The sequence below is a fragment of the Bremerella volcania genome, assembly GCF_007748115.1.
Taxonomy (GTDB): Bacteria; Planctomycetota; Planctomycetia; order Pirellulales; family Pirellulaceae; genus Bremerella; species Bremerella volcania.
The window spans coordinates 5,525,228-5,551,373 of sequence record NZ_CP036289.1 but is presented as its reverse complement, the minus strand read 5'-3'; the positions used below and the strand labels follow the sequence as shown (position 1 = coordinate 5,551,373).

Here is a 26,146-nt window from a genome sequence, read left to right as displayed (position 1 = left end):
TGAATTTCACACTTGCTAATAATCAGTGATGTATGACCGAACATTGTTTTTGTACGTAACTTCGACCACGATTACCGTGACCAGGCTAACCAACGGTGAAAAAGGGCCTTCACAAACGGGGTTAGCCGTGTGCGATTGTATTGATCTCCCAACTTGCGGATGGCCTCGGTTTGCGTCGGATAAGGATGGATCGTGCTGCCGATCTTGCCAAGACCCAGTCCATGGGTCATGGCGAGGGAGATCTCGGAAATCATCTCGCCGGCGCTGGGTGCGACGATGGTCGCACCGAGGATCTTGTCGGTTCCCTTTTTAACATGAACTTTGACAAAGCCTTCCGTTTCTTCTTCGAGAATAGAACGATCTATCTCGGAAAAGTGCTGAATGTAGGTGTCAATGGCGCGACCTTGCTCGTTTGCCTGGTGCTCGCTCAGCCCCACGTGAGCGACTTCAGGAGAAGTATAAGTACACCAGGGAATGATCAGGTCGGTCCAGCGTTTACGTCCAAGGAAGAGAGCATTTTGAATCACTGCTCGGGCCATGAAATCGGCTGCGTGCGTGAACTGATAAGGAGAGCAGACGTCGCCGGCGGCGAAGATGTTTTTGTTGGTGGTCTGCAGGCGATTGTTCACTTTGACTTCTTTGTCGTTGTAGTCGACCCCAACGGCTTCGAGATTTAAGCCTTCGACGTTCGGTCTTCGTCCGGTCGCGATCAGAAGTTGATCAACATTTGCCTGTTTGCTTTCCCCGTCTTCGCTCCAGCTCAACTGAATGGGATCGCCTGATTCGACTTTCAGATCCGAGATTCCGTTTTGAAGTGTGATGCCATCACGTTGCAGGGCTCGAGCGACCAATGCACTGGCGTCTTGGTCTTCCTTAGGAAGGACGTGCGGCGAACGCCCTAGTAGTGTGACCTGCGATCCTAGAAGCGAAAAGGCTTGTGCCAGTTCGCAGCCGATTGGCCCAGAGCCCACCACGCCGAGCCTGTGTGGTAACTGGGTCAGCGAGAAGACGCTCTCGTTGGTCAGATAACTCACCTCGTTGAGGCCAGGGATTGCAGGGACGGCGGCGCGAGCGCCAGTGGCGATCACTGCCTTTTTGAAGTTCAGACGCGTACCATTGACTTGAATCGTCTGCGAGGCGACAAACTGGGCCTGACCAAAATAGACATCGACACCCAGTTTCTGAAACCGCATGGCTGAGTCGTTGTGGCTGATCTCGGCTCGTAGCGTCCTCATTCGCTGCATGACCGCGGGGAAATCGATCGGACCATCTTGAGACGTCTTTACGCCGAAACTGCCGCTTCGCCGCTGATGCAAAACCATGCGTGCGGCGCTGATGATGCCTTTGGAGGGTACGCAGCCCACATTGAGACAATCGCCTCCCATGAGGTCGCGTTCGATCAGAGCGACTTTGGCACCGAGACCTGCCGCACCGGCGGCAGTAACCAGGCCCGCCGTCCCGGCTCCAATTACGACCAGGTTGTATCTTCCGGAAGGTTGCGGTGGCTTCCAGTCTGAAGGATGCACGTTCTCGATGAGGAGGCGATTGGCCTGATCGTCCGGGCTTGTTTGGGGCAGCCGAGGGATGACACCGTCTTGAAGAAACTGTGGCCTGTCCTGGGGAGCCATGCGTTCTACCTGCTTTACAATACTTCGCGAGGATGCGTGATGAGCCAGGCCTCGATCTGGTGTGAATTGGCTGCCAACAGAACCAAGAGCAATGCGAAACCAACCAGTAGGATCGTACGCATTAAATACCTTGGAAGTGGCTCCTTGGTTTCGTTGAGTTCGGCATCACTTGGAGCAGGCGAGTCTGACGTGGCCGAATCCGCAACTTGGCTGCGAATTTTACTGCGGGCCAGGCGAGCGATGTAGACACTAACAATAACGGTGGCAGCCAGGCCAATTGCCAGGAAAATCCATTCGGCCAGCGTTCGCTCACGCTGCTCTCCTAAGGCAGCCCGCGTGATATATCCTAAGTAAACGTAAAGAAACGTCCCTGGCAACATGGCCAGCCAACTCGCGATCACGTAGGGCCAAAATCGAATGGATGTCAGCCCATAGAGATAATTCTGCACATTGAAGGGGATCGCAGGCGACAGCCTCAATAAGGCGACAATCTTCCAACCTCCCTCGCCAATGGCGCTATCGATGGCCGCGAAAAGGGGATACCGTTCCGCCCATTGGGTAACATGCCTGCGAACTCCGTACCGCGCGATGAGGAAGCACAACGACGCCCCGATCGTGGAACCAATCGAAACAACCACTGTCCCGATGCCAAGCCCAAAAGTGGCGCCAGCGACGAGCGTAAGAATCGTTCCAGGAACGAGAAGCACCGTGGCGACAATATAGGCGATCGTCAATACGACGGGACCCCATATCCCAAGAGATGAGATCCAGGTCTCGAGTGATGCAAGCAGATCTTTCGTCGGTAAACTGCGGACAATCAAGATCAGGCTGATCGCCCCGACTAAGACGGCGATCCAACGGACGACTTGAAGCCACATGGCGATCGGGTCCGTTGAGGCTGCGTCGGAAGGATCGGAATCTGAACCCTGCTGGGCATTCATACGGCTAAGAGACCTAGTGCATCGGCAACCATTTTTCTGTTTAGCCGATGCGCACCGGGAAGGTTGATCAAAATCATGAACCTAAAGTCTACCCGAACCGCTGGGCTTTACAGAGTGAAATAGCGAACACTCGATGACGGCGTATCGCAAGAATCCTTCTAGGCATTCCGCGGTGTGGTAAAGAAGCTATGCACGGTCGACCCAAAACCATGGTCGACCTCGTGGCGTTTGCGCTGCTCGCGAAAACCTTCGAGCTTCTCCAAAACACTCAGCCGTGTGTCCTGGTCATTGATGCAGATCGATTGGCCGGTGTGGCTTGACACGATGTACTCAAGTGTTCTGGAGTTGATTTGGTCGCGCGGAATTTGAACCTGGCGAAGTTCGATTCCCGGGACTTCCGTCGATGTTTGCTGCATAGCCGGTACTGCAGGTGGAGATGACGGCAAGCCTTCGGTGGCGATGCCCGGTGAATCGCTGGGGCTCCAACTCGGCGCGGGAGTCGTAGCAGGGCCTGGCATGTATTGTGGAGGGTGCACTTCGTCATACGGAAGGTAGATGGCACCAGTGTAAAAGTCGACGGCGAATGCCACTACGCCGGGGACGAAGAAGAACAGCATCCCCAGACCGTTGAGCGCGGCGACTTTCCAGTCGATTTGATGGGTATGCGGTTGGCCAACTCGCTCAGAATGCATCAACGATCCACATCCGCTCGAGAACAAGGCAACCGGCGCCAAAGCTACTGGGGTGGTGAGCGTTTTCAGAAATTGACGCCGCTGCATTCTATTTTTCCTTGGCCAAAGGGATTCCGCGGTCTTCTCAGGCACTCTCTGGTCTAAATATCTCGCCCCAGCAATGGTATCGACTTTTCGGATTGTGTCAGTTGAACCGAAAATGACGCGGAGATATTCGCAGCAAGCACTTTTGAAATCAATACTTGAATTCCCGTTAAAGTCAGCATATCGGCGACCGAAAAGGGCTCGCGGATCAGACTATCTTCGTTGCCTGATAGCACTGCTGGATCGCCGTTGCGTAAGTTCGTATGTCAGAACGGATTGTCAGGCTTAAGGTCGAAAACGGTGGGTTTGAATGTTCGCTCGCGAGAGAGTGTAATAAAGAATCCGAATTCGCCTCGTTCCCCCCTCATGGCATCGCATCATGCAGAAGATTTTCCTACCCGCTTTAGTCGTCCTGACTTCTGTCATCGCTGGTCACGGCTTGGCTCAATCTTTACCGAAACCCGCTGTAGACGGCCTGCGGTACTACTATCCGCCAGAGAGGGTAGAGCCTCGCGAAATCGAAACGGACATTTGCGTCTACGGCGGAACGAGCGGAGGTGTGGTCGCCGCGATCCAAGCGCGACGGATGGGCAAATCGGCGGTGCTGCTTTCCTTTGGTAAACATGTCGGCGGTTTGACTACCGGTGGCTTGAGCCATACCGATGGCGGCGGCGCGGATGTGTGCGGCGGAATCGCGCGAGAATTCTACAACCAAATCGGTCAACGGAACTTCAAGCCATCGGCTGCAGAAGATGTCTATAAGAAGATGCTGACCGAGGCTGGGGTTGAAGTGTATTATTTGGCGCATCTCGACAAGGTCAACAGAGACGGTACGCAGATCACTTCGATCTCAATGGAAGACGGCCTGGTTGTTAAAGCAAAGCAGTTCATCGATGCAACGTACGAAGGGGACCTTTTCGCCAGGGCCGGTGTCTCGTATGCAGTTGGCCGAGAAGCCAATAGCGTCTATGACGAAACGTATGATGGCATTCGTCAGCCAGGGACCGGCGGGCACAACTTCCCGACGGCAATCGATCCGTACGTGAGGCCCGGGGATCCCTCCAGTGGGCTTCTGCCTCGAATCGTCGCCGATGGAGGTGTTCCCGGCGAAGGAGACAAGGCAATCCAGGCTTATTGTTTTCGTATGCGGTTGGTCAAAGGGGAAGACCGCCTGCCGTTTCCGAAGCCGAACGTCTACGACACGCAGCAGTACGAAGTACTCGCCCGACTGTTCGAGTCCGGAGCCGATCCACGCATGGGTTGGTCGATCGATACGAACAATCACCATCTGTTCGATGGTGCCTACTTCATTGACTTTGTCGGGGGCAACACCGATTGGCCTGAAGGGGATTGGATGACCCGAGAAAAGATCTTCCAGGACCACGCGAACTATCAGATCGGCGTCATGTATTTCCTGACACATTCGCCACGAATTCCCGACCAGTGGCGAGATCGTTTCGCGGCATTCGGCCTGCCTTCCGATGAATATCAAGACACGAGTGGTTGGACACATGAACTCTACATCCGCGAAGGTCGTCGCATGCTGAGTGACTATGTGATGACCCAGGACAATTGCCAAGGCTACGAGGTGCCTGAGGATTCCATTGGTTTGGCGTCCTATAATATGGACTCGCATCATTGCCAGATGGTTGCGGTCGATGGAGCGATCCGCAATGAAGGTAATGTCGAGATTCGCGTGTCCCCCTACCCGATTGCCTACCGCGCGATTACCCCCAAGGCGTCTGAATGCACGAACCTTTTGGTGCCAGTTGCGTTGTCTTCCAGTCACATCGCATTTGGTTCGATTCGCATGGAACCGGTCTTCATGATCCTTGGCCAAAGTGCCGCGACAGCCGCCTCGCAAGCAATCGATGACAACGTGAGTGTTCAGAATATTAAGTACGAATCGTTGGCTAAGCAGTTGTTGGCCGATGGCCAAATTATCCAGTACGAAGGATCTTCTGAAGGACCGATCCATCCGAAGACGTTGAAGGGAATCGTCGTTGATGATCGAGACGCAAAACTGGAAGGAGAGTGGGAGGAGTCAAATCATATCCGCCCATTTATCGGTCGTGGATATCGTCACGACCAAGATCAAGCCAAAGGCAAATGCACTGCAACGTTCGCCACGAAACTGAAGTCTGGGGAGTACGAAGTCCGCTTGGCTTACTCGGCTAATAGCAACCGTGCGAGTAATTTGCCGGTTACGATTCGACACGCTGCAGGGGAACAAAGAGTCGTCGTCAACCAACGCGAGAAGCCAAGTATTGATGAGATCTTTGTGTCACTGGGTAAGTTTCGCTTTGACCAGCAAGGAGAAGTTGTCGTCAGTAACGAAGGGACCGACGGGCACGTGATCATCGACGCGGTCGTGTTCGTCTCGGTCGAGTAAGACTAAGAAGCTCGAAGGGCTCCTAGAATATCGACGCGAGCCGCTTGCCATGCCGGCCAAATGCCTGCGGCAATTCCCGTTACGAGAGCCACGGTCAACGAAACGAGAATCAATCGGAACGAGGGTAGGAAAGCAACGCTGACAGCCTCGGCCGAGACCGATAGACTGCTGAATTCCAGCGTAATAACGGCACTGGCGATGCCCAGTGCACCGCCAAGTAAGCTCAGGACGATACTTTCGGAAAGAACCAGTGCAAATACCGTTCTCCCCGTGAATCCTAGTGTTTGCAGGACTGCGTGTTCCTTGATTCGGTCTTGAACCGACATCACGGTCGTCGTCGAGACCAGGGAGAGCACGATGACGACGCACGCATAACCAAGGTACTTCGACATCTCGACAAGCTGATTCAAATCTCCCAGGCTCTTGGCTTGAAAGACTCCTTTGGGACGCGTGTCCGTTTCGACCGAACCTCCGCGAAACTTGTCATCGATCATTTCGCAGATCGCCAGTTGGTCGGTGCCTGGCTTCAGGATTACTTCATGTTGGGTAACGGTTCCAACCAAGTTCATCCCTTTTCCACGCTGCAAAAACTCGAGATGAGAATAGATATAGTTTTCCTCCGCCGGATCAGACGCGGTGAAGATGCCGGCAATCTGAACGGTTAAGTCTCCAATCGAGAACTTGTCGCCGACGCTTATACCGCGGCGTGATGCTACGGCACTGCCAACGACAGCAGCATCTTGATGTTCCTCGAATTCACTCCAGTTTCCCGCCTTCAACTGGAAGTCACGTGCCTTGCGGATCTTATCCGGGGGAAGGCCATAAAAGACGATCACGTCCAGGCTGGCTCGACAGTTATTGGTGAATACCTGGATTGGGATCACGTCGTCGACGCCCGGCAACTTTTGGATTTGCTGCTGGTAGTCTTGCGGTAAGTGGCTGGTGGCGGGGCAGAACTTGTTGGCCTGGAAGACGATCAACGAACCTTTCGCTGCTTGTCTCGCCTGCAAATCGGTCATGCCTTCTTGAACCGCGCCCACGAAGCAGAATACGAATAGCGCAATCGCGGCACCGACACAGGTCAGGGCCGTCCGGGATCTATGTCTCCACAGTGTTTTGAGGACCAATGGCAAGAACTTAAACATGTTCGACCTCTCGATCGGTCGTTTCGACCAGCTTGCCACGATCGAGTTGGAACTGCCGATGGGCGACCAGGGCGGCTGAACGATCATGAGTGACCATCAGCAACGTCACACCCAGTTCGCGATTCAAACGGCCCAGTAGATGCAGAATTTGCTGTGAGGTCTCCGGGTCGAGGTCTCCGGTCGGTTCGTCGGCCACGACTACCAGCGGATGATTCACAATCGCCCGAGCAATACCGACACGTTGTTCCTGACCGCCGGAGAGTTGCCGCGGATAGTGGCTCGCCCGGTCGATCAGATCGACGGCTTCCAGGGCAATCTTGACGCGTTGTCTGCGCTCAGCCCGCGACATCGGCAAAAGCAGCAAGGGAAGCTCGATGTTTTCGTAAGCGGTAAGTACCGGAACGAGGTTGTGGGTTTGAAACACGTAGCCAAGGTTCGCGGCACGCCACTTGGCCAACTTCGTGCGGGAGAGTGTCGTAAGATCCGTACCGTCAACGACGATGCTGCCGGAATCGGGGCGGTCGATCGTAGCGATCAGATTCAGCAGGGTACTCTTGCCGGTACCGCTAGCGCCCATCAGAGACAAGAACTCTCCCCGCTCGATCGCGAGAGATACGTCATCAAGCGGCGTGATGGTTTCGTCACCTTTGTGGTACTGCTTGGTAACATGGCAGACTTCAACCAGGGGCATGGCTATTCTCCTTCCGGGGGAAGTCGGTTGAGTGTGGAACGAACGACACGATCCGGCATGGTCATCGCGGACGACTCTTCCACTTCGTCAATTACTTCAATCCTCGTGTCATCTTGAAGGTCCATAGGAGGATTGAAGATCAAGCGATCTCCCAGATTCAATCCAGACAGAACTTCGCTCATAGGACTGGAAGGGTTGGCGACCACCGTGATCGACTTCTTTCGAGCCTTGCCAGCAGCTTGATCCGCGACCCACGCAAACGTTTGGCCGTTTTCGTTGAGCACCATTTCCGAAGGAATGTAAATTCGCATCTCTTCTTCCGACGCGTCTCCCTGTTGCTCAAGCTTAGGGGCGAGAAACGTAACATCAACGAGCATCTCAGGCTTGAAATACTCGGGTGGATTGGGCAAAGCTACTTTGACTTGTAGCGTGTTCTTTTGAATGTCCGCTTCCGAGCTAATAAACAGCACATGGCCTACCATCGGCTGATCAAGGGCTGGATTGTTGATGGTTACTTGTTGATTGAGGGATACTTGCGGGATGTTCTCGAAGCGAACGTCAACACGTACCTGAAGGCTATCTGGCCGATACATCGTTACGACGGTGCTGCTGTCTGATTCGGTGCGCTGCGAAGGCATCGTACCAAGATGTGTGCCCGGCGGACTCAGCAGCTGGTATATTCGACCAGCGACCGGGGCGCGAACAACCATCCGGTCGAGGGCCAGCTTGGCTTGGGCGAGTGCGACTTCGGCTTGACGCAAGCGCGCCTTGGCGGCTTGCAGTTCTGCCTGGGCGGTCTCCTTGGCTTCCACTTCATCGACCAGGAGATCGAGTTGAGTTTTGAGTGCCTCTTGCCGCTTATTCCAGGCAACCTTTTCGGCATGTAACGTACCCTTGCGCTGGATGAGTTCTTCGAGTGTCGCCTCGGCGGTCGCCAATCGCGAGATGGCTTCTTCGACGGTAATCTTGGAGACCGCAATGCCTGCATCGACTTTTCGTTGGTGATCGAGTTGGGCATACTCTTGCATCGCCTCGGCCCTGCGAATCTCGAACGGTAAGTTTTGTAACTGAGTATCGATCTGCGAAACCTGGGCCTCTGCTTCGGCGAGCTGTGCTTCCAGGTGAACGGGTTGTTCCACCCGAACGTTTGCCGCATCGAGTGCAGCTTGCGATTGCGCGACTTCGGCTTGACGTAAATCGCGATCAGCGACGGCCCGTTCATAGGCGAGTTGATTGTCCTCGCGAACCAGATTCGCGACAGGATCCCCCTTGCTAACCGCCTGGTCTTCCACCACGAGCAACTCTTCAATGACGCCTGGTGAGAGGGCGGCAACACGAATGGGTGTCGGGCGAGGTTCGACCCAGCCGGCTGCTTGAAACAACGGGGTTCCGGCAGACTGAGTTTTCGCTTTGGATGCGACAACCGGGATAACTTTCACCGGGGTGGCCGGGAAAATGAGATCCCAGGCCGCCCACACAAGCAAGGCCGCGAAACTAGCAACCAACACTCCGGGAATCAGTACACGCGAAACGAAGTGCCGCCGGATGGGCAGATCGGTACCGCGCCGATCCGCCGTCGTCGCGTCTCGGTCGATCGCGAGTTGTTTCAGATCGACTTCTGCCATGGATTACTTCCTCACGTAAAGACTGTTGGCGAGAACCGTCAGGTTGCCTTCGGCGTCACGCTTTGCTTTGCCACGAACAACGACCGTTTGAAGTTCATCCAGTTTCAGCGACTGGCGTGCATCCGCTTTGAGAACTTCCCCGTTTTCGTCAACGACTTTGACCAATGCCGTCGCGCCGGGAAGTTTGTCGGTTTCGCAGCAATAGTCCCAAGGTTTTTCGCACGCATCACCAGGGATATCGTTGCAAGCTTTCAGGGAGGGATCGACGATCGAGAACGCTGCTCGTCCTTCGACCCATGGATTGGCCGACCCACCGATGCGACCGACGATGGTGACATCTTCGTCATCCTTAGCCGATTCGCGAACGGCGATCACTTCCTGGGCTCCCTCTGGTTCGGAAGCCAATAGATATTTCGCCATCTCCGGCGAAGGTGCCCCATCATTGCGTGCTTCATTGGAATCGCCACTGGAACGGTTGCAACCAAGCGACACGAGGGAAAGTGCCATGATCAATATCAAAGAGAGAATCGTTTTCATGCTTATCCTTTCTAAAGTTCAAAGTACGTATTCAGACTGATTTCAACCCGTCGACCACCGGCATCCGCAGTGCACGGAAAGCCGGGGGAAGCGACCCCAAAATCCCCATTAACAAACCAACCAAGCACCCGATAAGAATGCACACGTTATCGATCCTGAGAGCGAACGCTCCCATGGTGAAACGCACCGAAGCTCCGTTGAAGAGAGTCAGTGCGATCAGTGTTGCCAACAAACTAGCCGAGGTCGCCAAGAGGAGTCCTTCTTGGATCAAGCTAAGCAGAATGGCGCGCCGCACAAACCCAATGGTTTGCAGCATCGCCAGTTCGGAGATTCGACCCACGACCGCCCCATACATGGTGTTCAGCCCAGCCAAAATCCCGGCACCGGAGATCAAAAAGACTACCAACCAAGCTAGCCAGCGGATGGGACCATAGTCACGCTGCAGTCCCGCGTAATACTCTGTTTCCCGTGCGGCTTGCAGTTCCAGATCGAGACGTTCTTTGCAGAATAAATCAATGTCGCTGTAGTCGCCTGACGAGCCAAGCCGCAGCGCCACCAGGCTCAGGTCTTGCCGCTTCATGGATTGCTGAAGTTCGTCGAGACGGCACCATACTTCGGATTCAAATGCCCCACCGGTCGCGGAGAACGTGCCCGCAACTTTCCAGGTGCGTCCTTCGAACTGGACGTCATCTCCAGGGGTAATAGCATCCTTGGCGAGGCCAAGTTTGACAGCGGCCATGCGGCCGATCAGAGCTTCACCTGGACCTGGCCAATGCCCGCTTTCCAACTGAATCCGATTGCGAACCAATAGTACCTCAGGCATGACGCCACGCACCAATCCCATAGCCGGCTGGGTCATCGAATCGGTGAAGACTTCCGTGCCCAGGTAGAGTTCTGGCGAAACGTATTTCTTGCCTTGTCTTACTCGAATGTCGGGAATGCTGGCCGCAATCAAGTCGCTGGAGCGCATCGGAATCGATGAGTATTCCAAGTTCTCTCCCATGCCGAGCGAGAAGACCAGCACGGTGTCGGAATCTCCGCTGACTTGCAGGTTCTTTTCGAGCCCTCGAATAAAGCCGACGACAATAAATACCAGCAAAATAACCGCGGTCAGCGCACCCAAAGTAAGCATGGTGCGCAGAGGTCGACGGAACAGATTGCGAGTCGCGTAATCCCAAGCAAGGGGGCGAAACCACATGGTAATACCCATCGTAGGGGCAATCGAGCGAACGAGGCTTAACAAGACCATCCGCGCAGACGGATGCTGAGCGACATGTTAAGACCTCACGATGCGAGAAGGCATCACAGGTTTAGCAGGTTAGTGCAACGAAGAGGGTGCGCAGCTGGCGGCCTGAAAGCACATGCTTGTCAGAGAGTACAGAATCACGCTTTCGTAGCGTTGTCGATTCATCGAGAGAAACAGACGGAAAAGCAGGGTAGAATGCCAATAATGCTAACTCTGGCAAATCGATGCTGACATCATGGCGTTCCTGAACCGCACCATTGCAGATCCCTTGGCAGGTCTTGTGCTGCGAGTCGGAGTCGTTTGGCTCTATCGGGTCACTTTCAGAAGACTTCGAGGAACAGCAGCAGCAAACCGGCGATTCGGTTTTCGAGTCGTCGCCAAGTTGCGAGCTTACTCCGTACCCATGACCGACCGCGCACGCGAGCGGGCAGTAGAGCAGGGCCAGGATGGTCAGTAGTGAAATACTTCGCACGGATCGATGTTCCTTCTACCTATCATTGTGCGCACCATATGCCAGCGAGGCAAGTTCAGTTATGTCAGCCCCAACGTTCCACAGGCTCATCTCTCTCTTTTTGACGGCCCGGATATTGTCATTCTTGACCTGAAAACGCACGATAGAGACCGCACATAGTGAATTCAAACCAAGTTTCTGGCTTCGCCAACCCTGTGGGTGGCATCCTTCGTCATTTTAACACGTTTCATGCCCGCTAAGAGTGTCTCTCCACATGTCGCCTTGCTGATTGAAACCTCTCGGACTTATGGTCGAGAGCTACTGCATGGGGTGCGCAAATACGTGGCCGAGCGTGGCCCCTGGTCCCTTCTGGTTGAGTCTCGATCGCTGGAGTCCCCTGCCCCACCCTGGCTGCCGGCCTGGAGTGGAAACGGAATCATGACTCGCAGTGGCTCACAGGCCATGGTCGACTCGGTAAAACGCGCCAAGGTTCCAACGGTAGAATTGCGTTCGACTCGTTTGAAGCACTCCTTTCCATTTGTTGGCGTAAACAACTTCTCGTTGGGCAAGCTAGTTGCCGAATACTTTTTGGATCGTGGCTTTCGCCATTTCGCCGTATATCAATTGGGGGCCGAGGAATACTTCCAACAGCGTTGCGAGAATTTCGTGCAGACCGTCGCCGACAATGGTTACGAGGCCTCGCGATACCATCCCTTGAACCGCCGCGAACAGCCAACCGAATGGGAGCAAGCCCAAAGAGAACTGGCCGATTGGATCCATGGATTGCCCAAGCCGGTCGGCGTGATGGCTTGTACTGATCAGCTCGGCTTCTGGTTACTAGATGCCTGCCGTCGATGCGGAGCGATCGTGCCGGAGGAGGTCGCGGTCGTCGGGGTCGAAAACGACGCCTCGCTTTGTACGATGGCATCGACTCCCCTTTCGAGTGTCGAACTCAACGGCACGGCGATCGGCTATCGGGCCGCAGAACTCTTAGAGTATTTGATGAAAGGGGGGAAGCCGCCAAAGAAACCGATCCTAATTGAACCACTGGGAATCGTTACACGGCTGTCATCGGATATCGTCGCGGTGGAGGATCGTGATCTGGCGAATGCCTTGCTATTTATGCGGGAGCATGCTTGTGAGGGAATTGGTGTGTCCGATGTGCTGAAAGAGGTCGCCATTTCGCGAAGCTCGCTGGAACGGGGACTGCGGAAGCTCTTAGGGCGATCGCCCAATCAGGAACTCCTTCGTTTGAAGTTGTCGCGGGCGGAGGAAATGCTCATCCATACCGATCTCACGCTTGCCGTTATTGCCCAGCGTTGTGGCTTCCGAAGAACCCAGCATCTGGCCGAAACTTTCCGCGAAGTGTTTGCCGTGCCGCCAGGACAATACCGCCAGGACCGGCGTAAAGCTCGCTAAGGCAAAACCTGGGATGATAAAATAACGGAGCATGAAGACGCATTTGCGGATTGTTTCGTTGGCTGGCATGCGTCACGATAGGAATATTGCTCGGACGAAGAGAAGTAGTTCGTCGCGAACCCTTCCTCTTATCTACCTCATGCCCATGCCTGCCTCGGAGCTACGCAATGTCTCGATCGACTCTGGATCGCCGTCAATGGATCACACAAGTATCAGCGGCTGCTTCTACTTCGATGGTTTTTGGCGCACTACCTGTGCTGCATGGCGCTGAGAAGCCGCGGGATGTGAATAGCCGACTGGGAATTGGAGCAATCGGCCTTCGCTACCAAGGTTCGGTCATTACTGAAAAAGCGGCTGCTCACGGCGATATCGTCGCGCTGGCTGACGTTGATCGTGAGATTCTTGAAAAGGCCAATTCCGACTTTGGTGGGAAGTCGGTACTAATGGAGGACTACCGTGACCTGCTCACCCGCGAGGATGTCGATGTCGTCATGATTGGTACACCGGATCATTGGCACACCAAAATGGTGATCGATGCTTGTCGAGCCGGCAAAGACGTTTACTGCGAGAAGCCACTCACGCTCACTATCGATGAAGGCAAGAAATTACGAGAAGTCGTGAAGGAAACGGGACGCGTCGTCCAAGTGGGGTCCTGGCAGCGAAGCGACATTCGCTTTCGCACCGCGGTCGAAATGGTTCGGCAAGGGTGGGTAGGTAATCTAGAAAGAGTTGACATCGTTTTGGGCAAGAACAAGACGGGCGGTCCCTTTGAGACAAAGCCGATTCCCAAGACCTTTAACTGGGATCTGTGGCAGGGGCAGACGCCTGATGTTCCCTATATTCCAGAACGGTCGCACTATACGTTTCGTTGGTGGTACGAGTACAGCGGCGGTCAAATGACCGACTGGGGGGCGCACCATATCGATATCGGACAGTGGGGAGCCGGAGGCCTTCCGGTTGAAATTGAAGGAACCGCCAAGATGCCTTCGGTGGAAAATGGCTACAACGTCGCGATCGACTATCACGTTACGTACAGGCTCGATAATGGCGTGGAAATGACCGTTTCCGACGAGGGTCGTAACGGTGTCATGTTCACGGGCGACAAGGGACGGATCTTCGTGAATCGTGGGACGCTCGATGGCGCACCGACCGAGCGCAAACTACCACGTGAGGACTTCGTGCTCTACGATTTCGACAATCTCCAGCGCCCAGAGCGAGCCGGCAAACTCGATGCGATCATCAACCACATGGGGAACTTCTTCGACTGTGTTGCTTCGCGAAAGTTGCCTGTCTCTGATATCGAAAGCCAGCATCGTAGCGTCAGTACCTGTCACTTGGGGAATATTTCGATGCGACTTGGACGCAAGTTGACTTGGAATGCCAAGAGTGAGACGTTTGATGGAGACGAGGAGGCGAATCAGCACCTCAGTCGCCCGCAACGTTCCGGATACGAGACCGTATAAATCCATCCCAGCTTTGCTAGCGAAAAGATGTCATGAAGCCCCAGCCCATGATTAACCGCCGTACGTTCCAAAAGTTTTCCGCAGGCCTTCTGGGTGCGGCTTGGACGTCACCATTGCTCGCGTCCCCCAGTCAGTTTCAGCTGAATTACATGCTCCCGTCGTGCATGTACGGCTATAGCAAACTGGAAGAGATTCTTCCGGAAGCCAAAAAGATTGGGGCTAGGCACATCGACATTTGGCCCAAAGTTCATGGGGACCAACGCGAGCAAATCGAAGCGATGGGTGTGGAACGCTTCGCAGAACTTCTTGAGGCGAACGACGTAAAGCTCGGTTGTATAACGCAGTACAAATTGGGCCCTTTCGGTTTGCAAAGTGAGATGCCACTTGCCAAACAGTTTGGGTGCCCCCTAATGATTACCGGTGGTGCCGGCCCGAAGGATGCCAAGGGCCCTGAACTTAAGAAGGCGGTCGCGGCCTTCATTGAAAAGATGAAACCGCACCTCGAGATCGCGGAGGAAAACGGAGTTACCATTGCTATCGAGAACCACGCCAACAACCTGATTGATTCACCAGACTCGCTGAGGTGGTTGTTTGAGTTGCGTCCCTCGAAGAATTTGGCGATTGCCCTGGCCCCGTATCATTTGCCACAGGACGGAAAGCAGCTTGCGGGACTCATTCGCGAACTAGGCGAGGGGATACAAATGTTTTATGCCTGGCAGCATGGAGCGGGTTCGCATCAGCCAATGCCGGTCGAGCAGCAGTTGCTGCAGATGCCAGGTCGCGGTCCGCTCGATTTTCAGCCACTATTAGAAGCCTTAGCAGAAGTGAAATATCAAGGGTGGACTGAGGTATTCATGCACCCGTTTCCACGTGGAATTCCCATCTTGCCTACCATTGCCGAAACGACAGCCGAGATCGTGCGAGGGCGTGATTACCTGAGCCAGTGTGTTTCAAAATTGAATAAAGGAAACTAACGTGTCGGACAAAGTACTCATCATTATTGGCGACGCATCCGAAACTCTCGACACGCTGTATCCTTACTATCGGCTGCAAGAAGGTGGCTTCGAGCCTGTGGTTGCAGGCCCACGACGAGGAAAGTTTCAGATGGTGATGCACGAGGTCAAGCCAGGCTGGACGATCACCAAGGAGTGGGAAGGCTACACGATAGAAGCGCAAATCGCGTTTTCAGAAATTGTTCCCCAGGATTACGCCGGCATCATGTTCAGCGGCGGACGTGCTCCGGAGTATATTCGCTACGACGAACACCTCATCGCAGCTACACGCTGGTTTGTCGATCACGGTAAACCAGTGGCTTCGGTATGTCATGGCGTCGAGGTGCTCGCCTACGCCGATCGAGTACGCGGCCGACGGATGGCGACTGTTCCAAAGTGTAAGTTTGACTTGGAAGTATGTGGGGGAACGTTCGTCGACGAGCCATGTGTCGTCGATGGAAACATCGTCAGTGGCCGCACTTTTCATGATAACGGCCGCTACTTCGGGGCATTCATGGAAATGCTTGAAGCTGCCCGTAAATCAGCGGCCAATGGAGTAGGGGCGTAATCTACTCCACCACGAGCACTCCGTTCATCACCATCCAGTGGCCGGGGAAACTGCAAAAGTATGGGTAACGCCCCGGTTTCTCTGGTGCTTGGAAGTAAATGGTGAATTGCTTCTCGGGATCGACAATGTCCGTATACGTTAGGACACTACTGGAATCGGGAACATATTGATTCAGCGCTGCTTCGGGATCGGCCACGAGTTTGTTGGCAAGATCCCCTACCGTGGCCAGCGTGCCTGGTTCGATGAGAACCCAGTTATGCGGTACGACGTCGGGATTGGCGAACGTGAGTTCAATCAACTCACCCGCGTTTGCTGTGAGTTCCGATGTGGAGTAAGTCAGGTTCTTTCCTGCTTCCAAGTGCAGCTTGCGATCCGGTTCCGAAGCCGGTTTCTTCTGCCAAGGGTTGGGTTTGCGATTTCCAAGCAGCGCAAGATCGCGCAGCAGTGGATGGGCTGCGATAACCTTCTCTCCGGGCTGATTGTTCGGGACGGCATCAAACGGGTGATCGAGCTTGTGCACGGTAACGAACAACTCTTGGGCTTCGCCTGCGTCGACTTTCAGTAAGAGGTGGAGTTGGTTGACCGGCTGGAGATCAGGCATCTCGACAAAGATGGTCTTTTCATCAAGCGAGTGAACAAAAGCGATCTCGATCGCCTCGTGTCCAATCACATTGGGGTGGCTGGGAGCCATTTCTGGCGAACCGTACCCCGGTCCATAGCGATAGTTCCAGGCTTGGGCGAAATGTGTCTTTGAGTTGCGAATGATTTCGCTATCGATTGGTTCCTGGTATTCGATCAAAACACCGTTCTCATATACGTGAAAGCGGACTGGCATCTGTATGGCTTTGCCGGTGTACCGTACACGATGAAGGCAGCCATCGTCCGGTGTGTACGATCCCCATCCAGCCATGCCGCTAACGTAAAGCTGGCCATCGGCCGGATTGGTTGCCGCTCGGTGTGCTCCCGAGCGGAATTCACCAGGCAGCGGCTTCACGGCGCCTTGAGCTTGTCCATCGACTTCATCACGAAGAACCAGGAAATGCGTCCCCATGCCAAACGAAGTATGAATGAGCTGATTCTGCAGTGGACCAAACCTCGGGTCGGAATTGATCGCCTGGCCGCCGCTGCTGTTATCCAGACCACGAGGCATGTATACCAGCGGCAGTGAGGGTGCTTGACCCTTCTTCGGACCGCGATATCCAAAGTGGGGCACTTCCTTCAAGCTGGGGTCAACAAGGCAAACCATCGAAGCAGGCGTCCATGCTCCCTCACTGCAAGGAACGGTCACTTTGCCGTCCGACGTGATTCCCAATCCATCTGGATTTCGAAAGCCGGTCGCCAGGACTTCGGCCCGTTTGCCATCAGCGGAAATGCGAAGCAGGCCATCCTTGCCCGAGGCAGTGTAGAAGCGTCCTTGGGAATCGATTTCCAGTCCGCAGATGTAGTCGTGTCCGCCAGGAGAAGTGTCATAAACATTCGAGAAACACTCGTAGAAGTCTGCCTCGCGGTCGTCATTGTGATCGACTAGACGCGAGATTTGATCTCGCCCCAGAACGTAGATTTGGTTGTCCCACACGGCTACTCCCAGGGGCTGGTGAAGACCGGTCGCGAAGCGTTTCCAGCGAATCTCATCCAGGTCCGCATCCAGGCCTGTCGCAAGCCAAACATCTCCGGTCATGGTTGCCACAACGGCTGTGCCATCTTCCAGAAAGTCGTGATCGCCAACGAACATCAAGGTTCCCCACGGATTGTCTTGGGGCAATTCAATCGTATCGATTGCGTACGGCTGGTCATTACGACCGAGCTTGCCGTAAGTAACTATCTCTTGCGGCCACTGCGTTGGAGGCGTCTTGATCGACGTTGCTAACGGATGCTCGCCAACAGGCATCACGGTTCTCGAAAACTTGCCATCTTCTTCCCAAGGTGCGTCGAGCATTTCGGTATCGCCGATTCGATACGAAAAGACGATACGCGGTCCGACGCGGTAGTACCCGTGGTACTGGAATGGTTGATCAGGCCGCTTTACTTTCGGTTGTTCGACGACAGGGCCAGCGGGGCGAAGGCCGTCCATAAATCCATGGCGCACCTCGGAAAACTTCACGAAGCCACCCTTCCAGACGGCTGCGTAGGTCAGTGTTTCCGGGTCAAAGCAAGTCGACAATGCTCCTTCATCTCCGAGTTGTACACAGACTCCTTTGTTGACGGTCTGGCCTGGCAGGTGTGTAACGCCTGCCAGAACTGGCGACTTGTCGCGCTGACTCCAACGGGCATCTTTCCATACTGCCTCATTCTGGTTGCCCCAGTGCCCGAACTTGCCTCCGTCAAGCCCAGGAAAAGCAGGCAGAAGGTGCCAGTGCCGAGTTGCGGAAGCGAAATGGATTGCTTGCTTGCGGTAAAAATCATAGACACGATCTCGGTTGACGTTCTCTTGCCATAGATTCCAAAGGGCTGGCGTAAGCGGGGCTCGATCGAAAGTAAACGCGACCGGTTGATCTGCCTCGTGGACCAGCGTTGATAGTTCTTTGTCATGCTCGAGATCTAAAAGGAAACGCACAAGATCGCGACGCTGTGAAAGACTCATCGCGCTGGCCATTCCCGTCGGCATAAGTGTGCCCGTTTCTCGCGACTGGTCGATATCCGCTTTCAGCAGGGAAACCGTCTTCTGCGCGGCAGGATCAAAGACTTCAATTGCCTCGTCCGTTTCACCGCGCTTGTACCCTTGAACGATCTGTCCATCGGCCAGTTGAAAGAGCCACGCCGTATATTCTGGCTTGACGGTATGACTTGGCCACAAGATGGCCTCAACAATCTGAGTGGGCGCCAGACGTTTATTCACCTCATTCAACGAGGGGCCGACGCTTCCCCCTTTCTGGCCGACTTGGTGGCAAGAGACGCATGCATACTTCGCTGACCGAAACACGCTCATGCCGCGGGGCGCATCCCCTTCGGCAGCGGAGAGCTTGGCGATCTTCTCGCAATATTCACTATCGAACGCGACGGGCAGTGGTTTTGCTATGGTGACCTTCGGTACGCCACAGAACTCATTCGCATCTTGTCCAAGTAGAATCGATGGCTTAAGTGCCAAGGTGAGCGCGAAAAGAACGATGAAGGAGACTTGATTCCGGCAGGTAGGCATCGTAAGCAGCCAACGTCGAAGGATAAGAGTAAAATGGCAGGAGAAACAGAGGAACTCGCAATATACCACTGACATTGGCGGCGCACAAAAAAAGCTGGGAAACGAATTCAGCGTCTCCCAGCTTGATGGATTTAATGCAGTGTGGCGGAAAGCAGCCGCCTATGCAGACTTTCGCAGAACCTTAAGGCTAGTGTTGGCCAGCGCGGAGAGCCGCTGAAGGTCGTGGTCGACCATTGTCTCGACGAGTTCCTGGAAAGACATCTTGGGTTTCCAGTTCAACTCTTCTTGTGCTTTCATGGGATCGGCAAGCAGCAGATCGACCTCGGCCGGGCGATAAAACTTAGGATCGATCACGACGTGTTTTTCCCAGTTCAGTCCAACCCGATCGAACGCGATTTGAACAAAGTCACCCACGCGATACGTTTCACCGGTGCCAATCACATAATCGATAGGCTTGTCTTGCTGTAGCATCAGCCACATCGCTTCCACATAGTCGCCAGCGAAACCCCAGTCGCGACGGGCGTCCAGGTTGCCCAGACGAACTTCCGTGGCGAGCCCCAGTTTAATGCGTGCGACGGCATCACTGATTTTTCGAGTAACGAACTCAAGACCGCGTCGTGGAGATTCATGATTGAAAAGGATCCCACCGCACGCATACATATCGTAGCTTTCACGGTAGTTGACAGTCATCCAGTGACCGTAGGCCTTAGCGACGCCATAGGGGCTGCGAGGGTGAAATGGAGTCGTCTCTCTCTGAGGCGTCTCATGGACCTTGCCGAACATTTCGCTGCTACTTGCTTGGTAGAAGCGAATCGACGTGTCGACCATGCGGATCGCTTCCAGAAGTCGCGTCACGCCCAATCCGGTTACCTCTCCGGTAAGGATGGGCTGGTCCCAACTGCTGCCTACAAAGCTTTGGGCTGCCAGGTTGTAAACTTCGGTCGGCTTGATCTTCGCAATCAAGCGTTCCAGAGATGCTTGATCGAGCAGGTCCGTGCAGTGGAGTTCGATCTTATCGGTGAGGTGTTCGATGCGCTCGAAGGCATTGGTACTGCTTCGGCGAAAACAGCCATGTACCTGATAGCCTTTTTCGAGAAGGAATTCAGCAAGATACGAACCATCCTGGCCCGTGATTCCGGTAATCAGCGCGATATTCGACATGACAATTACTACGCCTTCTTTGCTTGACAGGGGACCATCCGTGGTGAGGCAAAGATAGCGGAATTCGTGGTTCGATAAAATCCCAATCGAATTCAAGGATTACGCTGAGTCTAAGCAGCACGTGATGCACTTGCCGAGCGAGCTTCCAGTAGATTGCCGGCTAAATGAGCCACCACATCAACAAGTTTCGGAAAGACTGCTTTCCATGGCTCATTTTCTACGGTGATACTTGGCTTAGATTCCCATCCCTGCTCATTCTCAAAGGCAACGATCTGACGTTGGAGATGTGACGGGTCATCCAGAGAAAAGAACTGAGCCCCACTTCCGGCAACCTCGCGAAAGATGGGAATATCGCTGGCAAATACGTGTAGGCCGTGGTGTTGTGCCTCAACGATCGGCAAACCAAACCCTTCTGCTTTCGACGAGAAAAGAAAGCCTTTGCTTCTTTGGTAGATGTAATTCAGGGCGTCATCATTGACGTTGTCCAGAAAATGAAGACGTTTGCCTACTTCAGGGTGGTTGGAAATTCTCGCGACCAAGTCGTCGCACTTCCAGCCGACGCGGCCGACAAGTGCTAGCGAAACATCGACGCCTTCCTGCCATAGAAGCTCAAAGGCATCGAGCAGATAATGATGATTTTTACGGACTTCAATCGTCGAAACCATTAGATAGGGGGCTTTTTCGCGCTCAGCGAAGAGTCGGCGAATATTCCCAGGTACCTTGGAAATATCGACCTGTCGGACCGGGCCGATGTCACATCCCAATCGAACGTGGCTGACATTGTGTCTTTCGATCGGGGCGTTCTCTTCCTGAATGAACCGCCACAAGTCATCTTCTCCGGCTTGAGCGTCTCCGAGAATAAAATCGACCGTACGCACCAGACGCTGCATCCAAGGCGTAAACTTGGTGCGCATTCCCCCGTCGAAGAATTCGGGAAACCGTATTGGGATCAGGTCGTGAACCATGGCACCAACGATGGCTCCGTTCTGCTGGGCGCTTTGAATAGCCTCGAACAGTTCCGGTAGATCCCACCAAGAGTCCGGCATCAAGATAACATCGCCTGTCCCAGGATTGACGGCGACATGAGGCGGTCGAAGCCGCTGAATCACTTTGCGAGCAAAACGATCGATGGTTCGCGGGTACAATAATTTTCGGATACGTGTGCCGAGCCTATTGAGCTTCAAGCGGTTTGCCGTTCCGACCCAATTTGGAACAAGGTCTTGGCAAAAGGCTGCCCAGCTGCGTCCTGACTTGCTGTAACCACGCGCCGCACACCAGCGATCGACATGCACGAACCGACCGTCGATATGAATGACCGGAAAACATTCAATTTTCGTTTCCGGGTTTGCCGAATAGGCCAGCGATTCTCGCGCGAGGCTGCGAACGACGCGCTGAATTCCTGTGTGATAGTCTTGCGAAGCGGTGTGCGTGATGTCGATCAATAGTCGACGTATCGGTGGGTTCATCCGTCTAGTTCAATCCGTGCTTGCCAATAGTTTCTATCCGAGAAACGGCAACGATGAACTTAGCAGACCTTACACCAGGGAAGAAGACCAAACTCGATACCCCACCAGAGGCTTGGACGACATTACAACGATTGGGTTCTGCGGGCATTCCCCCCCCAAAATCATCACATCGCAAGTTGCTTATCAGGACGCGTTTAAAATCAACACGGTGGATACTGGTAGGCATCCCCCTAATGCCTTTGATAGACACGTGTTATACGGATGTTGTAGGGGAGTGGCTTGATCAGTGAGGAAAGTTGAGCTGGACGACCCGTTGCCAATTAGCTGAATCTTTCAATCAGTGACAAAACCATCCTGCCTGACAATAGGACCGCAATCAGTAGCGAGCAAGTTGCAATGGTGCATGCCGGGACTTTCAGTTTTGTGGGGGGAAGCTTGATCGCCAGGTAGAGCATTGCGAAAGCAAGCAGCGGCACGCCAATGACGGTAAGGGCCTGGGCGAAGACAATCAAAGATACGCTGGAAAGCCCTAACCAGTTGACGGCAATCGCGACCAGCATTCCCACTGCCAGTCCGGCCACGGTGAGGGCTTTTACCGGTTGATCTTTCACGCTGGCAGACATCCCCAGGCTGTCGCTCAGGGCCGTTCCCCCAATTAACGCATTGACCAGGAGCGAACTAAATGCACCAGCAGAGATGCCAATGCAAAACATGAACTTGGCCCGCGGTCCGATCAACGGTTCAAGTTGCTTGGCGACATCCGTGATGCTGGTCAGCTTCGCGTCCTGAAGGACCGCAGCTGAAGTCACCATAATGATAAAGCTGATGCCCCCGAGGACTGCAATACCAACGATCGAGTCAACGATTCCGTTGGCGATGTTATCGCGCGTCCAGTTCTTCTCGCGAACTCCGTAGATTTGATAGAACGCTCCGGCGATGGAAAACGTCGTGCCAAACATTCCCAGTAACATCACGATGTTTTCCGGAGAACCACCACCGTCTGGAAAAGAAGGAATCATTCCGGCGAAGATCTTGGAGATTTCAGGCTGAACGACCGCCAGATTCACAACGAAGCCTAGCAGCATGATCCCTACCATCACCATCATCATTTTTTCAATAAATCGATATGGGGTACTACTGCCGTACAAGGCCCATACCAATCCGGCATTGATCAAAACGATGGCCACGAGCGACATCCACCAGGCCGAGGCCCCCATGTTCGTGCTGTCCGTCGCAATGTTGATCACATCGATGATGGCCAGGTTGTTGGTAAATTGGAAACAACTGGTGATCAGAAAGAATACAATTCCAATTCCTACGGAAACGGGTCGACCTAATCGGTGAGCAATTTCCGAAAACGGAGTACGGTCGAAGCTCGTGCCGATTACGGCCGCGAGAAAGACGGTAAGCGCCATGAATACTGATGCCAGGCCCAATACCCAGATCATGTTATAACCGTACGCAGCACCTACCTTCGAGTTGGCCAAGATGCTGCCTGGTCCGAGCACGACCGAGGCGACGACAATCGCCGGTCCAATCGCTTTGACGACTCTCAGGAAGGAAACTTGCTTTTGGCTTTCAGCCGCCGCATCCGACATGACTCACTCGCTTTCATGCGATTCGATCGGTGAAGAACTAGCGCAATTCACCGACAGAGTTGGGGTTTCTGGGAGAGGGGTGTCATTATCGCCGATCGTGGGCGTAAGATTCAAAGGGAAAAGTCAACGATGTTTTCCCCTGGCTCAACATCTGCAATGAGCCCCGACTTTCGATCGCTGCTGTATTTTTCAGGCAGAATCGCTTCAGCGGATTTCTCAGGTCCATGATCGATGAATGCTGAGATCATTACGCGGTGCTTACCCAGGGGGACACCTGGCCCGAACTGCTCGGTGCCGGCGACATAGGTGCCATCTTGTTGAATTTCGGCGAAGGCCATCATGGAACCTTCTTTCTCGGGAACAAATACGATCGTACCTGTCGGTAGCGTCTTGCCTTTGTATGTCACCGTTCCTGATACTTGTCCCATCTCAGGCCCTTTCGGGCCGCAGCCCGCCAAGAGTGACACCAGAAAGAGACACGCTGTGGTTTTCCAAGTAAACCTTTTCATGACGCAATCACTTAAACATAGGTAGAACGAAGCGGTAGAAAATGATCGTCGCTCGCATGAATTCGAGCGACGATCGCGCGGATTTATGTTTATAGTCCGGAGACGACCTCGCCGTTGTGGCGTGTCGCAACCGCTTTAAGCGTATCGAGAGGCATTGTTTCCGTCAGGAATTTGACGCTTCCGTCGCACATCACAAACAAAGCACCACCAGGATGGTAACTGGAGAACGGCGTCGAGTTGTTGCCATACGAGCCTGGGAAATTGATCGGATATTGAACCAGCTTGTGGTCGATCATCAACCATTCGTTCGCGTTGTAGGAAGTCGAGCCCCACGTCCACGGCTTCAGACCTGCAAATCCTGAGGCAGTACTGACCTTCGAGGTCTCACCCAACAGAAACGTATTGGTGGTTCCGTCAACAATGTCGGCAAAGCGTGTTCGGCTATTGGGATAAATGATCCCCGATTTTGAATAGCCGACTCGGCCAGCTGTCGTTGCGGCAACGAAATCAACGTCGACCGAACCGCCATTGCCTCGGTAGTGAAGACCACCCTGGACGTTGTGATATGGAAAGTTCGTGGTAACCGGCTGGTCGGAAGAAAGCTCGCCCAGAGGAGACGACGGGCAGGTGATCCCGGGGACGGCCCCAAAGATTGGATTATTTTGGTTGTGGCTGCGGTATGGACTCCGCGTCATCATGTAGTTTGCCGCGAGTGCCTCCATCCCTTCATACCGGGTGTTCTGCTCAATAAATGGGAAAATACGTGGAACCCAACCTACCGCGTAGAATTGCCATGAAGTATCCCCACCGGTCATGAATCGCCCGTAGGTATCGTGGTAGTTATGAAAAGCCAGGCCCAATTGCTTCAAGTTGTTACTACATTGCATGCGCCGAGCGGCTTCTCGTGCTTGTTGGACCGCCGGCAGCAGCAAGGCAATCAACACACCGATAATGGCGATGACGACAAGGAGTTCCACCAGCGTGAATCCGCGATTTCGTTTCATTGCATAACCTTTATAGAGAAAGAAATAGAGATGACTTCACGGTAAAGTTGGCTCATGATGTCAGCTGATATCAACTTGGCCAAAAAAAAGCATGAGGGAAATTGAAAAGGGGCAGTCACGAGGCCGCGTACCCAAGTCGTTCATATCTTTTCAGTAACGCAAAGAACGCGCCACGAACGATCAAATCACACGGCTGATCTCGACTTTCAACCAAATTGGTTTGAATTCGTCGAGAAACGGTCCAAAAAAACGAGATGAGGTGCAAAGTGAGGGGCCGTCTGTGCCGTCGATTTCATCGAGGCTTATTGCAATTCGCCCAAAAAATGAGCGGGAAAAGCTTGCTATTGATCAGCCCACCCGTCAAAATGATATCAGCTGACATCATATCGGCCAAGATAAAAAAATAGATTAGGATGCATTTTCTAAGAGAATCTACGGCGAGAACTTGTCTGACTCTATGGATGGATGCATGGAAAGTAATATCAGCGGAGAAACCCATTGCAGTGTTGTGGCAAAGATTTACTGGTTGACTTAGCAAGAAGTGACGCCACAATGATGTCTCGTGACATCTTTGCCATGTGTTCGGATCCCTTTTCATGTCGCGGTGGATCGAATCGTCGTAGTTAGGAAGCAAAATCGAACTTATGAAACTCGAAGTCTTAGAAGATGCCAAACGGTTGGGAATTGCAGCCGCTCGTCGCGGTGCGGAGGCTATCCGCAATGCGATTGCCGAAAACGGTCGAGCGAACATCATCGTTGCCACTGGGGCTTCTCAGTTCGAGACGCTATCCGCGCTGATTGCTGAAGAAGGCATTGACTGGAGCCATGTCACAGGGTTTCATCTGGACGAATACCTTGGGCTCGATGATCAACATCCTGCTTCGTTTTGCCGTTACTTGCGAGAGCGTTTCGTGGAACATGTTCCTCTGAAAAAGTTTCACTACGTGGACGGCACCGGTGCTGATCCTCATCAGGTTTGTCGTGAGTTAGGGCAACTTATTCAAGATCATCCCATCGATGTTGCCTTCGTCGGAATTGGTGAGAATGGACACCTCGCATTCAATGACCCTCCTGCGGACTTCGATACTAACGAACCCTATCTGGTGGTTGAACTGGACGAAGCTTGCCGAAAACAGCAAGCTGGCGAAGGATGGTTTGCCACGATCGATGACGTACCAACGCAAGCCATCAGTATGTCTTGTCGTCACATTTTGAAGTCAAAAACCATCATTTGTAGTGTTCCCGACAAGCGAAAAGCGGAAGCTGTACGTAGTAGCCTTGAGGGACCTGTTACCCCAGACGTTCCCGCCTCCATTTTGCAGACGCATGAGAGTACGACTTTGTACGTCGACAAGGCGGCTGCATCACTGCTTACCTCCTCGACCCTCTCCGACTAAA

The 26,146-nt window shown here is 53.7% G+C and carries 21 protein-coding genes; 6 read left to right on the top strand and 15 right to left on the bottom strand.

Going from position 1 to position 26,146, the window contains the following annotated elements:
* Positions 1–71 precede the first annotated feature (71 nt).
* The 3 genes from Pan97_RS22095 to Pan97_RS22085 form a co-directional block, all read right to left on the bottom strand.
* Entirely contained in the window at positions 72–1,628 is a 1,557-nt protein-coding gene (locus Pan97_RS22095; RefSeq protein WP_144976406.1) for a mercuric reductase, read from the bottom strand.
* 14 nt (positions 1,629–1,642) lie between these two features.
* Positions 1,643–2,506 (bottom strand): TVP38/TMEM64 family protein, encoded by an 864-nt coding sequence (locus Pan97_RS22090; protein WP_144976404.1) that lies wholly within the window; start codon positions 2,504–2,506, stop codon positions 1,643–1,645.
* A gap of 221 nt (positions 2,507–2,727) precedes the next feature.
* Positions 2,728–3,348, bottom strand: a complete 621-nt coding sequence (locus tag Pan97_RS22085) for a hypothetical protein (RefSeq protein WP_144976402.1) — start codon at positions 3,346–3,348, stop codon at positions 2,728–2,730.
* 376 nt (positions 3,349–3,724) lie between these two features.
* Between Pan97_RS22085 and Pan97_RS22080 the strand changes: the two genes are divergently transcribed.
* Positions 3,725–5,737, top strand: coding sequence for an FAD-dependent oxidoreductase (locus tag Pan97_RS22080; protein WP_144976400.1), 2,013 nt, complete (start codon positions 3,725–3,727; stop codon positions 5,735–5,737).
* 2 nt (positions 5,738–5,739) lie between these two features.
* Here the strand turns inward: Pan97_RS22080 and Pan97_RS22075 are convergent, their stop codons facing one another.
* The 6 genes from Pan97_RS22075 to Pan97_RS22050 form a co-directional block, all read right to left on the bottom strand.
* Positions 5,740–6,882, bottom strand: coding sequence for an ABC transporter permease (locus Pan97_RS22075; protein WP_144976398.1), 1,143 nt, complete (start codon positions 6,880–6,882; stop codon positions 5,740–5,742).
* The gene (locus Pan97_RS22070; RefSeq protein ID WP_144976395.1) at positions 6,875–7,573 is read right to left on the bottom strand and encodes an ABC transporter ATP-binding protein; all 699 of its coding nucleotides are present in this window, start codon (positions 7,571–7,573) and stop codon (positions 6,875–6,877) included. The genes Pan97_RS22075 and Pan97_RS22070 overlap by 8 nt, the downstream gene beginning before the upstream one ends.
* Positions 7,574–7,575: 2 nt before the next feature.
* The gene (locus Pan97_RS22065) at positions 7,576–9,198 is read right to left on the bottom strand and encodes an efflux RND transporter periplasmic adaptor subunit (protein WP_144976394.1); all 1,623 of its coding nucleotides are present in this window, start codon (positions 9,196–9,198) and stop codon (positions 7,576–7,578) included.
* A gap of 3 nt (positions 9,199–9,201) precedes the next feature.
* A complete protein-coding gene (locus tag Pan97_RS22060) occupies positions 9,202–9,735 on the bottom strand; it encodes a hypothetical protein (protein ID WP_174819555.1) in 534 nt (177 codons plus the stop codon).
* A 31-nt stretch (positions 9,736–9,766) separates the two neighbouring features.
* Positions 9,767–10,933: an ABC transporter permease gene (locus Pan97_RS22055; protein WP_144976392.1), complete on the bottom strand. Its 1,167-nt coding sequence runs from the start codon at positions 10,931–10,933 to the stop codon at positions 9,767–9,769.
* A gap of 112 nt (positions 10,934–11,045) precedes the next feature.
* Positions 11,046–11,453 carry a hypothetical protein gene (locus Pan97_RS22050; RefSeq protein ID WP_144976390.1) on the bottom strand — a complete coding sequence of 136 codons (408 nt, stop codon included), beginning with the start codon at positions 11,451–11,453 and terminating at the stop codon, positions 11,046–11,048.
* 417 nt (positions 11,454–11,870) lie between these two features.
* Here Pan97_RS22050 and Pan97_RS22045 point away from each other — a divergent pair, with 417 nt between their 5' ends.
* From Pan97_RS22045 to Pan97_RS22030, 4 genes are all read left to right on the top strand, one after another.
* Complete coding sequence (locus Pan97_RS22045) at positions 11,871–12,851, top strand: XylR family transcriptional regulator (protein ID WP_241676330.1); 981 nt, start codon at positions 11,871–11,873, stop codon at positions 12,849–12,851.
* Between the two features lie 167 nt (positions 12,852–13,018).
* Complete coding sequence (locus Pan97_RS22040) at positions 13,019–14,314, top strand: Gfo/Idh/MocA family protein (RefSeq protein WP_144976386.1); 1,296 nt, start codon at positions 13,019–13,021, stop codon at positions 14,312–14,314.
* 47 nt (positions 14,315–14,361) lie between these two features.
* Positions 14,362–15,288, top strand: coding sequence for a sugar phosphate isomerase/epimerase family protein (locus Pan97_RS22035; protein WP_165698913.1), 927 nt, complete (start codon positions 14,362–14,364; stop codon positions 15,286–15,288).
* A gap of 1 nt (position 15,289) precedes the next feature.
* Positions 15,290–15,874: a DJ-1/PfpI family protein gene (locus tag Pan97_RS22030; protein WP_144976382.1), complete on the top strand. Its 585-nt coding sequence runs from the start codon at positions 15,290–15,292 to the stop codon at positions 15,872–15,874.
* Position 15,875: 1 nt separating this feature from the next.
* On the opposite strand, the gene Pan97_RS22025 is transcribed toward Pan97_RS22030, so the two are convergent.
* From Pan97_RS22025 to Pan97_RS22000, 6 genes are all read right to left on the bottom strand, one after another.
* The gene (locus tag Pan97_RS22025; protein WP_165698912.1) at positions 15,876–19,010 is read right to left on the bottom strand and encodes a DUF6797 domain-containing protein; all 3,135 of its coding nucleotides are present in this window, start codon (positions 19,008–19,010) and stop codon (positions 15,876–15,878) included.
* Positions 19,011–19,169: 159 nt separating this feature from the next.
* Positions 19,170–20,171: a GDP-mannose 4,6-dehydratase gene (gene gmd / locus Pan97_RS22020; protein ID WP_144976378.1), complete on the bottom strand. Its 1,002-nt coding sequence runs from the start codon at positions 20,169–20,171 to the stop codon at positions 19,170–19,172.
* A gap of 110 nt (positions 20,172–20,281) precedes the next feature.
* Entirely contained in the window at positions 20,282–21,463 is a 1,182-nt protein-coding gene (locus Pan97_RS22015; protein ID WP_165698911.1) for a glycosyltransferase family 4 protein, read from the bottom strand.
* 494 nt (positions 21,464–21,957) lie between these two features.
* Entirely contained in the window at positions 21,958–23,235 is a 1,278-nt protein-coding gene (locus Pan97_RS22010) for an NRAMP family divalent metal transporter (protein WP_144976375.1), read from the bottom strand.
* 110 nt (positions 23,236–23,345) lie between these two features.
* The gene (locus tag Pan97_RS22005) at positions 23,346–23,663 is read right to left on the bottom strand and encodes a hypothetical protein (protein WP_144976373.1); all 318 of its coding nucleotides are present in this window, start codon (positions 23,661–23,663) and stop codon (positions 23,346–23,348) included.
* Between the two features lie 170 nt (positions 23,664–23,833).
* On the bottom strand, positions 23,834–24,748 hold the full coding sequence (locus Pan97_RS22000; protein ID WP_144976371.1) for a DUF1559 domain-containing protein: 915 nt from the start codon (positions 24,746–24,748) through the stop codon (positions 23,834–23,836).
* A gap of 644 nt (positions 24,749–25,392) precedes the next feature.
* On the opposite strand from Pan97_RS22000, the gene Pan97_RS21995 reads away from it, so the two are divergent.
* A complete protein-coding gene (locus Pan97_RS21995; protein WP_144976369.1) occupies positions 25,393–26,145 on the top strand; it encodes a glucosamine-6-phosphate deaminase in 753 nt (250 codons plus the stop codon).
* Position 26,146 lies beyond the last annotated feature (1 nt).

Coding starts and splice junctions, on each gene's coding strand:
- Pan97_RS22095 (WP_144976406.1), bottom strand. CDS start 1,628: ATGGCTCCCCAGGACAGGCCACAGTTTCTTCAAGACGGTGTCATCCCT.
- Pan97_RS22070 (WP_144976395.1), bottom strand. CDS start 7,573: ATGCCCCTGGTTGAAGTCTGCCATGTTACCAAGCAGTACCACAAAGGT.
- gmd (WP_144976378.1), bottom strand. CDS start 20,171: ATGTCGAATATCGCGCTGATTACCGGAATCACGGGCCAGGATGGTTCG.
- Pan97_RS22090 (WP_144976404.1), bottom strand. CDS start 2,506: ATGTGGCTTCAAGTCGTCCGTTGGATCGCCGTCTTAGTCGGGGCGATC.
- Pan97_RS22060 (WP_174819555.1), bottom strand. CDS start 9,735: ATGAAAACGATTCTCTCTTTGATATTGATCATGGCACTTTCCCTCGTG.
- Pan97_RS22000 (WP_144976371.1), bottom strand. CDS start 24,748: ATGAAACGAAATCGCGGATTCACGCTGGTGGAACTCCTTGTCGTCATC.
- Pan97_RS22035 (WP_165698913.1), top strand. CDS start 14,362: ATGATTAACCGCCGTACGTTCCAAAAGTTTTCCGCAGGCCTTCTGGGT.
- Pan97_RS22045 (WP_241676330.1), top strand. CDS start 11,871: ATGACTCGCAGTGGCTCACAGGCCATGGTCGACTCGGTAAAACGCGCC.
- Pan97_RS22065 (WP_144976394.1), bottom strand. CDS start 9,198: ATGGCAGAAGTCGATCTGAAACAACTCGCGATCGACCGAGACGCGACG.
- Pan97_RS22080 (WP_144976400.1), top strand. CDS start 3,725: ATGCAGAAGATTTTCCTACCCGCTTTAGTCGTCCTGACTTCTGTCATC.
- Pan97_RS21995 (WP_144976369.1), top strand. CDS start 25,393: ATGAAACTCGAAGTCTTAGAAGATGCCAAACGGTTGGGAATTGCAGCC.
- Pan97_RS22010 (WP_144976375.1), bottom strand. CDS start 23,235: ATGTCGGATGCGGCGGCTGAAAGCCAAAAGCAAGTTTCCTTCCTGAGA.
- Pan97_RS22040 (WP_144976386.1), top strand. CDS start 13,019: ATGTCTCGATCGACTCTGGATCGCCGTCAATGGATCACACAAGTATCA.
- Pan97_RS22085 (WP_144976402.1), bottom strand. CDS start 3,348: ATGCAGCGGCGTCAATTTCTGAAAACGCTCACCACCCCAGTAGCTTTG.
- Pan97_RS22055 (WP_144976392.1), bottom strand. CDS start 10,933: ATGTGGTTTCGCCCCCTTGCTTGGGATTACGCGACTCGCAATCTGTTC.
- Pan97_RS22005 (WP_144976373.1), bottom strand. CDS start 23,663: ATGGGACAAGTATCAGGAACGGTGACATACAAAGGCAAGACGCTACCG.
- Pan97_RS22025 (WP_165698912.1), bottom strand. CDS start 19,010: ATGCCTACCTGCCGGAATCAAGTCTCCTTCATCGTTCTTTTCGCGCTC.
- Pan97_RS22075 (WP_144976398.1), bottom strand. CDS start 6,882: ATGTTTAAGTTCTTGCCATTGGTCCTCAAAACACTGTGGAGACATAGA.